This window comes from Vibrio sp. CCUG 15886 (genome assembly GCF_028570825.1).
GTDB lineage: Bacteria > Pseudomonadota > Gammaproteobacteria > Enterobacterales > Vibrionaceae > Vibrio > Vibrio vulnificus_B.
Genome location: NZ_JAQQBT010000031.1, coordinates 1 through 8,078, shown reverse-complemented (window position 1 = coordinate 8,078; position 8,078 = coordinate 1). Strand labels below are relative to the sequence as shown.

The window sequence follows — 8,078 nt, the reverse complement described above, 5'->3', positions numbered from 1 at the left end:
GCTATGGTTTGGACTCTGAATATTCTGTTTTGGGGCGGTGTGGCTTGGTGCTACATAATTTAAGCTAACAAGGCGTTTAAGAGGGATTCATGCCGCGTGGCATTTTTGGTATGCAGTGAGTTTTAGTGGTGAAAGTGGTCTGCGGAAGGTTGGTCTAGGCGGCATTCACCCCTTAACGCAGCGTTAGCTGGTAGGAGGTTATATGGAAATTAATACCGACTTTGAGAAGATGAGCTTTCATGATGTATCTATCAATGATGTTTCCAGAACTGACTCCAAGATCATCATCGTTCTCAGTGGTATTTTCATCAGCAAAGAGCACCCAAGTTCCAATGGAAAAGATCTAATTGTTCAGAATGGGGTGATGACTCTATACAACGTGTCTAATGAAAAAAGCCTCACTTGGTTGAATGATGTGGCACCTGTCAGTCACAAAATTCCAGAGTACCCGATTGATGAAATCATGAATGCGAAGTTTGATGGGAGTACATTCCACTTTGATGGTTTTAAGGAAACGATGCCTTGGCATGAGTGGTTTATTCAGGCAACAAGTTTCAACTTGGTAGCTTTCGATGTTGTGGAAACAACCAGCTAACAAGCAATTTAAGAGGGATTCACAACGCTTGGCACTTTTGCTTCTACTTCAAATTTAGTGTTTATGGCACAATGCGTTAGGTTGGGTGGAGGCGTTGTTCACCCCTTAATTGGGCGTTATAACACAGAATTGACTTCTTGCTCAAAATGGCCTGTTGAACTATTATTTGTACGTTATTTTGTACTAATGGGAGTTCAATATGAGTCGTATTCATTTCGATCAAGATATTCAGCCTTTGTCTGAGTTTCGTGCCGGTGTAGCTTCATACATCAAACAAATCAATGAGACTCGTCGTCCATTGGTTATTACGCAACGTGGCAAAGGTGTTGCTGTTGTTCTCGATGTTGCTGAGTATGAAGCAATGCAAGAGAAAATTGAATTACTGGAAGAGATGCGCACAGCTGAAGCTCAATTAGCTTCTGGTCTCGGTGTTTCCAATGATGATGCGCGTGCTCAAGTACTTGGGCGCATTAAGAAATGAAAGTAGTCTGGTCTCCATTAGCACTTCAGAAACTAGGTGATGCAGCGGAGTTTATTTCTTTGGATAGTCCACCTGCGGCAGAGAGGTGGGTAAACGAAGTTTTTGATAAAACTGAACTCCTTGGAAGTATGCCTGAAATGGGGCGGTTTGTTCCTGAAATGCCCCATACGAATTATCGCGAAATCATCTTTGGCCATTACCGTATTATCTACAGTTTAAGCCACGAAATTCGCATACTAACAGTTCGTAACTGTCGTCAAATTTTATCTGAAAGTGACGTGTAAAACTGTGTTATAACAAAGCGTTAAAGAGGGATTCATGCCGCGTGGCATTTTTGGCATGCAGTTAGTTTTGTGGTGAAAGTGGTCTGCGGAAAGTTGGTTTGAGCGGCATTCACCCCTTAACGCGGCGTTATATGCCAGTAATCAGAAAGTCGATAGCAGAGATGATCTCGTCTCTAAAAGTGCTTAGATCATTTACAGGCTCTTTTAGCATTTTGGTTGGTACACTTGCCATTTGATGAGTCAGAATTACGAAGTCACCTTCATCAATATGGATTACGGGGCATAGATGACTGGGCGCTTTTTTCTCTAACAACGTAGTAGGCGTTAGCGGAATAACTAATCGAGTGTTCAATGTATCAAGCAATTCACTTTGAACGTCAACAAAGTATGGGTATGCGGTTGAAGTGCTTTTATCGTTGTTTTTGTATAGCGAAAATTGTGGCATTAGAATACTCGGTAAGAATCAGAAAATAGTCCGTGGTTTTCAGTTAACTCATTGCAAGCATTAATGGCATCAGCATTTTGCTCTAACCATTCAGCTTTCAGGCGTTGACTCACTTCTTTCTCAAGTGCCTTTTCCATTGTTGCCGAAAGGTTTATATTTAAGCGTTTAGCCTCAGCGAGTAACTCACTGTTTAAGCTTAAGTTTGTAGCTTTCTTTGGTGCTTGCGTACTATATGCGTTTCTCATGATAGCAACCTGTGCGTATTGTGTGTGCGCATAAATTATAGGTGCAATACAAGCATATAACAAGGCGTTTAAGTGGGATTCATGCCGCGTGGCATTTTTGGTATGCGGTGAGTTTTGGTGGTGAAAGTGGCTTGCGGAAGGTTGGTTTAGGCGGCACTCACCCCTTAACGCAGCGTTATAGAACAAGGATAGTTCATGGAAAAATATGATATCGAAGGGCTTATTTGTCGAATAGAAAAAGAGCGTAAGTGTATTTGGCGCTGGGCTAGGTTTTGGACTGGTTGTTATCACATAGCAATTTATGGAGCTGCCATTTTAAGTGCTTTAGCTGCTCTAATGTTGGAAATTGATGGCTTGCTAAGTTTTGAGGTTAACAATTTACCTTCAATTTTTGCAGCGTTGGCAGCTTTGTTAACTACAGTTTCTGGATTAGGTGGCTTCCAAAGGAAGTGGCAAACTTGTCGGAAAACTAACAAAGCACTTAGCGATTTGAGAGTTGATGCAAAATATGGAAATGCTGAGGCATTGGAAGTATGTGAGCGGTATAAAGTTATATGGAGCAACCACGAAACTGGTATTTCTGGTTCGGAGTAATTGTTCTATAACAAAGCATTTAAGAGTGATTCGCAACGCTTGGCGCTTTCGCTTCGCTCAAGTATAGCCAAGCGTTGCTCACACCTTAATGCGGCGTTATGCAAATATTCAAATCAGCCGATTTTCCAGTGCTCAGGTCTAGGCTATTGGCGAAAATAAATTGGCTAACTAGCTACATCATTCTGGTAAACTGCGACCAAACTAAGCGGTATTATTAGGACCCAAGCGATGAGCCAAGAGCAACCAAACAACCCTTTACATGGATTAACCTTAGAGAAAATCCTTGTTCGTTTACAAGAGCACTATGGTTGGGAAGGGTTAGACAGAGAAATTCAAATTAACTGTTTTTACAGCAATCCATCAATCAAATCTTCTCTTAAGTTTTTGCGTCGCACCCAGTGGGCGAGAGACAAGGTTGAGGCTTTGTATATAGATACGTTTTGCCGTTAAGAACATTTGCATAACAAGGCGTTCAAGAGGGATTCATGCCGCGTGGCATTTTTGGTTTGCGGTGAGTTTTGTGGTGAAAGAGGTCTGCAGAAGGTTGGTTTAAGCGGCATTCACCCCTTAACGCAGCGTTATACGACGTACGGCGTTAAAATTTGTTGCATATCATTTTCTTATGGCTAATATTCATCGAATCGTTTGTGGGAATATTTTTTGTAACTCTTTAACCCAAACGAGGAAATGGTATGTATGATATCTCTGATTTTTCAATAGCTAATGGTCGCCTGTCTATCGGGGAGGATAGCTATGAGCTTTCCAAAATTAAGAGCGTCAAAGTAGTTGAAAACAAGTTGAGTTCGCATCTAGTCAAGGCGTCTGTTACTTCAGCTATAGCTTCAAGCATTTTATGGCTATTCGAGCCATTTGCTACACCTTGGGGATTTGATATCAATGCTGGAGTTGTAGCTCTAGTCATCACATTCCCAGTGGTTTTATTACTCTCTATTTTTCGCTCAAAGTATCAGCTTCAAATTGAGTTTGAACATCAAGATGAGGTTGGTTTGCAATGGGTAACGGTAGCAAGTGGTAGAGCAGAGCAAGAGCTGACAGCGTTTAAAAAAGTAGAGCAAGACTTGTCGCAAGCTGTCGTATAACAAACAATTTAAGAGTGATTCCCAACGCGTGGCATTTTTCATTTCATCGTTGGGTTTTGTGATTAGGGTGGTATGGTTTCGTTCCGTGGTTGCGTTGCTCACACCTTAATTGGGCGTTAGCCCTAAAGCGGTGTTATGAAAGGAGTAGATAAGTGACAACAATATCTTTACCAACGTATTTCGATAGGGATACGTTGGCTGGATTTTTCAATGAGTTAGAAAAACACATCGATACTGATGATGTCTGTTTAGATTGTTCGACTATTAGGTTCTCAAAACCTACCGCAATGTTGGTTGCTGGTTCTAAAATACGAAGTTGGGTTAGATCTCGTCATCGTCGAGGTCTCAAAACCCGAAAGAAAGGAGTTGATACCTACTCATCTGCTCATTCATATCTTAAACATATAGGTTTCTTTGATTTTGTTTTAATGGGAGCGGGGAATTGCGTTGGAGAGGCTCGGGGTTCAAGCACTTACATCCCAATCACAAGAATTACTAAACCGGAATTAGGTGAAGGTGAAAATGCACTTGAACAATGGTATGAAGACATTCAGTCAAAGGTTCGGGGACTAGCGAGGGTGATTTCCGGAAAACCGGAAACACACCAAGATAACCGGATGTATAACTATGCATTACGAGAAATTATACGAAATGTATTTGAACACTCTGGTTGTGAGGAGTGTTATGTTTTTGGTCAACGTTGGTTCGATGGAGCCGTTGAAATTGTCGTTGTAGATGAAGGTGTTGGTATCGGTTGCACTCTTAGGGAGACATTGGGAGACATAACTGACCAAGAAGCATTAAAACAAGCAATTAAACCTGGTGTATCAAGAACATCGCGACTATCAGATGCAGAAAACACCTTCGACAATTCTGGTTTTGGTTTGTATGTACTAACTGAAGTTGCAAGAAGCTTTGGTTGGTATGCGTTGGGGAGCAACAGTGCAAAACTAATTGGTTATGAATCTAACCTTGAAGAAAGTACATTGAATTTTAATGGAACATACTTCGGTTTTAGGCTTACACGGTCACCCTCAGATTTTTCGAGTTTAGCAAAAGATATAATCAAAGCGGGTGAGCAGGAAGCCAATGTAGACGGGATAGAGCGGAAAGCTTCAGCAATGTCTAAGCTTTTTTAGTTTCGGGCTAACAAAGCATTTAAGAGTGATTCGCAACGCTTGGCATTTTCGCTTCGCTCAAGTATAGCCAAGCGTCGCTCACACCTTAATGCGGCGTTATATTATTTGGAGGCAGTGGTGGAACATCAGTTTAAATTTCACATTGAGAGTCCCTTTAATCCGCTTACATTGCGGCTAAGGCGAGAAACTGTGCTCTTTCGAATTAACATCATGAAAGACGTGTTTATAAAAGTTGAGAATTTACATCGAGAAGAATATGAAACCCTAATAGAAAAAGACAACTTGGAATATGAGACTACACAGGATGAAGAAGGAAATTACAATGATGTGTTTCTCTATAAAATTCGAGAGTTAGATCACTTCTTCTACCGTAATCATCGAGTTTCCACAATCTTAACTTTGTATGCAATGCTAGAAAGCTCGATGATGAAAATCTGTCATTCAAAGCAGAAAGAATACAAATCACCTTTCTCAGTGACTGACTTGTCTGAGTCGGGCGGGGTCGCTCGTTGCAAAAAATATCTGAGCAAATTAAGTGTTGTTGACTTTAATGAAGAACCAAGAAAGAGGTATTGGGATAGCATTTCATTTCTGGGTACATTACGTAATTTCTTTGCGCACGCAGAAGGTGATCTTGATTCTACCTTCAATCTGAAGAACAAAACGATCGCCGCAATTAAAAGAGGCGATATAGACGGCCTTCATTTTGAGGATGGGAATACCTTAATGCTAACTGATAGTTTTGTATTGAGTGCGTTTGAATCCGTTGAGGCAGCTTTGTTGGATCTTTGTGAAAAATAATATAACAAACGCTTTAAGACGGATTCGCAACGCGTAGCATTTGTGGTTTGCGGTAAATTTAGTGATTTAGGTGGTCTGCGGTAACATCGTATTGCGTTGCTCACCACTTAAGCGGGCGTTAGCTAAGTTATCGAAATTACATCTGAAAGAGGCAAAGGGAATTGAGTTCGAGAAATGGATTTTTTGTCCAATGCGACCACTTGTTGGCAAGTCCGGGTCGTAGGTGTGTTGGCGATTGGCTAGATTTGGTGATAACAGGTTTCATCTTTGTTTTGTCGCTTTGGCTTTTGACTCAAATGGATGTTGATGTCGAGGCGGCTCGAATAGGCTCGGTCTCACTCAGCGTTGCGTATTTCCTATTTTGTGACTGTTTGCCCAATGGTCAGAGTGTGGGTAAGCGGCTAGTCGGTTTATCAGTAAAAAGTGCTAGAACTGGCCAAGACTGTAACGTCATTCAATCTATCTTTAGAAATGCATTAGGTGCATTGTTAGGGCCAATTGACTCGCTATTTATACTTGGTAAAAAGAGACAGCGGCTAGGTGATAAATTGGCGAACACAATGGTGATAAAACTTAGCTAACAAGGCGTTCAAGAGGGATTCATGCCGCGTGGCATTTTGGGTATGCGGCGAGTTTTGGTGGTGAAAGTGGTCTGCGGGAAGTTGGTTTGTGCGGCATTCACCCCTTAACGCAGCGTTATAACGCATTTGAGTACGCCACATATCAAGGATTGAAATGGAAGAATATTGGAACCCCATGGTGCCTGAGTTGTCGGTATCAAACTTTGCTAACTCTATAGATTTTTATTGTGAAATCATTGGCTTCAAAATTAGAAATCATAGAAAAGATCCAGATTTTGCTTACCTTGAGCTTGAGCAAATTCAAATTATGTTGGAGCAAATCCACGATGAAGCATGGGTGACAGGTGAGTTGGTTTGGCCACTTGGAAGGGGTGTGAATTTTCAGATTGAGCTTTCTGATATTGCACTGGTGTATGAACGAGTTAAGGCTTCAAATATTAAACTCTTCAGAGAACTAAAAGAAACTTGGTACGACGTAGGTGAGTGTTTGTCTGGACAAAAGGAGTTCCTTGTCCAAGATCCGGACGGTTATTTGTTGAGGTTTTCACAGTACTTAGGTGAAAAACCTAAGGTCTAAAACTGCGTTATAACAAGGCGTTCAAGTGGGATTCATGCCGCGTGGCATTTTTGGTATGCGGCGAGTTTTGGTGGTGAAAGTGGTCTGCGGAAAGTTGGTTTATACGGCATTCACCCCTTAACGCAGCGTTATGAGTTTCAGAGAAATGTATGAAAGAGTTTTGTAAACAGTGTTCTAAGCACAGAAACGAAAGGCGTCCTACAACACCCTCAAAGCTAGCTAGTGCTCTTGAAATGATAAGGGGTTGCGTTGCTAACGGCGAATTATTGGAAACTCCATTGAATGATGAGCCTTACTACACAAACTTCGATTCCATTAGGACAGGGGAATGGCCAGATATCATTTGGTGTGTTTTTCAGTGCTCAACATGTGGCAAGATATTCGAACTAAATGCCATGACATATGTTGGCACCGCTAGTAATCGTTTTGGTGAACAACTTAAAGAACACTCATAACAAACAATTCAACAGTGATTCGCAACGCTTGGCGCTCTCACTTCGGGTTGAGTTAAGTGTTTACGGCGCAGTGTTTAAGTTCAGTGTTTGCGCTGCTCACACGTTAATTGGGCGTTATGTTTACCGAGATGGAGTGATTATATGAAAAATATCGAGCAATTTAAGTTTTATGCCGGTCTATGGTTGGCTTTTCTTTATGAAACTTTCCCTAACCCGTATGACATAGATGTGCGATGGGCTGAGGGAAAAGATTACGAAGGTGAAAGGAAGTTTAAGTCATACCAAGATGTTATCAATAGTTGGGATGAATACTCAATGGGTAAAGATAACCCGGTAGAGCAAGAGTTTTGGACATCGCAATCGACACTTATTTTTTTGATTAAAGAAGAATATATACGAACATCAACATCAGAAGACGACATGGCTCCGAAGCGCTTCGGTTTTTCGAACTGCGTACTGACAGAAAAAGGTTTGAAGATGTTAATGTCTAAAACCGGTATTGATCAGCGTAGCTTTGGAGAAAAACTCATTGAGTACTTGAAGGAAGGTAAATACTCATCGTTGTTTAGGTTAGTGAAGTTTTGGTAAACATAACAAGGCGTTCAGAGGGATTCATGCCGCGTGGCATTTTTGGTATGCGGTGATTTTGGGTGGTGAAAGTGTCTGCGGAAAGTTGGTTTAGGCGGCATTCACCCCTTAACGCAGCGTTAGGCTTTTTATTTAAATGGAGTTATATATGTCAAATTTAGCGAAAATGATACTAGTGTTCACTTTTTCAAGT

The 8,078-nt window shown here is 41.3% G+C and carries 13 protein-coding genes; 11 read left to right on the top strand and 2 right to left on the bottom strand.

Annotation, left to right across the window (positions count from 1 at the left end; genetic code table 11):
• Positions 1 to 202: 202 nt before the first annotated feature.
• From PQQ36_RS22125 to PQQ36_RS22115, 3 genes are all read left to right on the top strand, one after another.
• Positions 203 to 595, top strand: coding sequence for a hypothetical protein (locus PQQ36_RS22125; RefSeq protein WP_011080347.1), 393 nt, complete (start codon positions 203 to 205; stop codon positions 593 to 595).
• 199 nt (positions 596 to 794) lie between these two features.
• Positions 795 to 1,076 carry a type II toxin-antitoxin system Phd/YefM family antitoxin gene (locus PQQ36_RS22120; protein ID WP_000086647.1) on the top strand — a complete coding sequence of 94 codons (282 nt, stop codon included), beginning with the start codon at positions 795 to 797 and terminating at the stop codon, positions 1,074 to 1,076.
• Positions 1,073 to 1,360, top strand: a complete 288-nt coding sequence (locus PQQ36_RS22115) for a type II toxin-antitoxin system RelE/ParE family toxin (RefSeq protein WP_130247680.1) — start codon at positions 1,073 to 1,075, stop codon at positions 1,358 to 1,360. Before PQQ36_RS22120 ends, PQQ36_RS22115 begins: the two co-directional genes overlap by 4 nt.
• 127 nt (positions 1,361 to 1,487) lie before the next feature.
• On the opposite strand, the gene PQQ36_RS22110 is transcribed toward PQQ36_RS22115, so the two are convergent.
• Both PQQ36_RS22110 and PQQ36_RS22105 read right to left on the bottom strand, forming a co-directional pair.
• Entirely contained in the window at positions 1,488 to 1,805 is a 318-nt protein-coding gene (locus tag PQQ36_RS22110; protein ID WP_060531527.1) for a CcdB family protein, read from the bottom strand.
• Positions 1,805 to 2,050, bottom strand: a complete 246-nt coding sequence (locus tag PQQ36_RS22105; protein ID WP_017420672.1) for a type II toxin-antitoxin system CcdA family antitoxin — start codon at positions 2,048 to 2,050, stop codon at positions 1,805 to 1,807. The genes PQQ36_RS22110 and PQQ36_RS22105 overlap by 1 nt, the downstream gene beginning before the upstream one ends.
• Positions 2,051 to 2,245: 195 nt before the next feature.
• Here PQQ36_RS22105 and PQQ36_RS22095 point away from each other — a divergent pair, with 195 nt between their 5' ends.
• The 8 genes from PQQ36_RS22095 (at position 2,246) to PQQ36_RS22050 (ending at position 7,885) form a co-directional block, all read left to right on the top strand.
• Positions 2,246 to 2,644 (top strand): hypothetical protein, encoded by a 399-nt coding sequence (locus PQQ36_RS22095; RefSeq protein WP_118893675.1) that lies wholly within the window; start codon positions 2,246 to 2,248, stop codon positions 2,642 to 2,644.
• Between the two features lie 228 nt (positions 2,645 to 2,872).
• On the top strand, positions 2,873 to 3,094 hold the full coding sequence (locus PQQ36_RS22090; protein WP_000076907.1) for a VF530 family DNA-binding protein: 222 nt from the start codon (positions 2,873 to 2,875) through the stop codon (positions 3,092 to 3,094).
• A 242-nt stretch (positions 3,095 to 3,336) separates the two neighbouring features.
• Positions 3,337 to 3,744, top strand: a complete 408-nt coding sequence (locus tag PQQ36_RS22080) for a hypothetical protein (protein WP_225465735.1) — start codon at positions 3,337 to 3,339, stop codon at positions 3,742 to 3,744.
• Between the two features lie 152 nt (positions 3,745 to 3,896).
• A complete protein-coding gene (locus PQQ36_RS22075) occupies positions 3,897 to 4,883 on the top strand; it encodes an ATP-binding protein (protein ID WP_198303705.1) in 987 nt (328 codons plus the stop codon).
• Between the two features lie 210 nt (positions 4,884 to 5,093).
• Positions 5,094 to 5,684, top strand: a complete 591-nt coding sequence (locus tag PQQ36_RS22070; protein WP_273662655.1) for a hypothetical protein — start codon at positions 5,094 to 5,096, stop codon at positions 5,682 to 5,684.
• A gap of 161 nt (positions 5,685 to 5,845) precedes the next feature.
• On the top strand, positions 5,846 to 6,265 hold the full coding sequence (locus PQQ36_RS22065) for an RDD family protein (protein WP_045596084.1): 420 nt from the start codon (positions 5,846 to 5,848) through the stop codon (positions 6,263 to 6,265).
• Positions 6,266 to 6,419: 154 nt separating this feature from the next.
• Positions 6,420 to 6,842 carry a bleomycin resistance protein gene (locus tag PQQ36_RS22060; RefSeq protein WP_273662653.1) on the top strand — a complete coding sequence of 141 codons (423 nt, stop codon included), beginning with the start codon at positions 6,420 to 6,422 and terminating at the stop codon, positions 6,840 to 6,842.
• Between the two features lie 596 nt (positions 6,843 to 7,438).
• A complete protein-coding gene (locus tag PQQ36_RS22050) occupies positions 7,439 to 7,885 on the top strand; it encodes a hypothetical protein (protein ID WP_273662650.1) in 447 nt (148 codons plus the stop codon).
• The last annotated feature ends 193 nt before the right edge of the window (positions 7,886 to 8,078 follow it).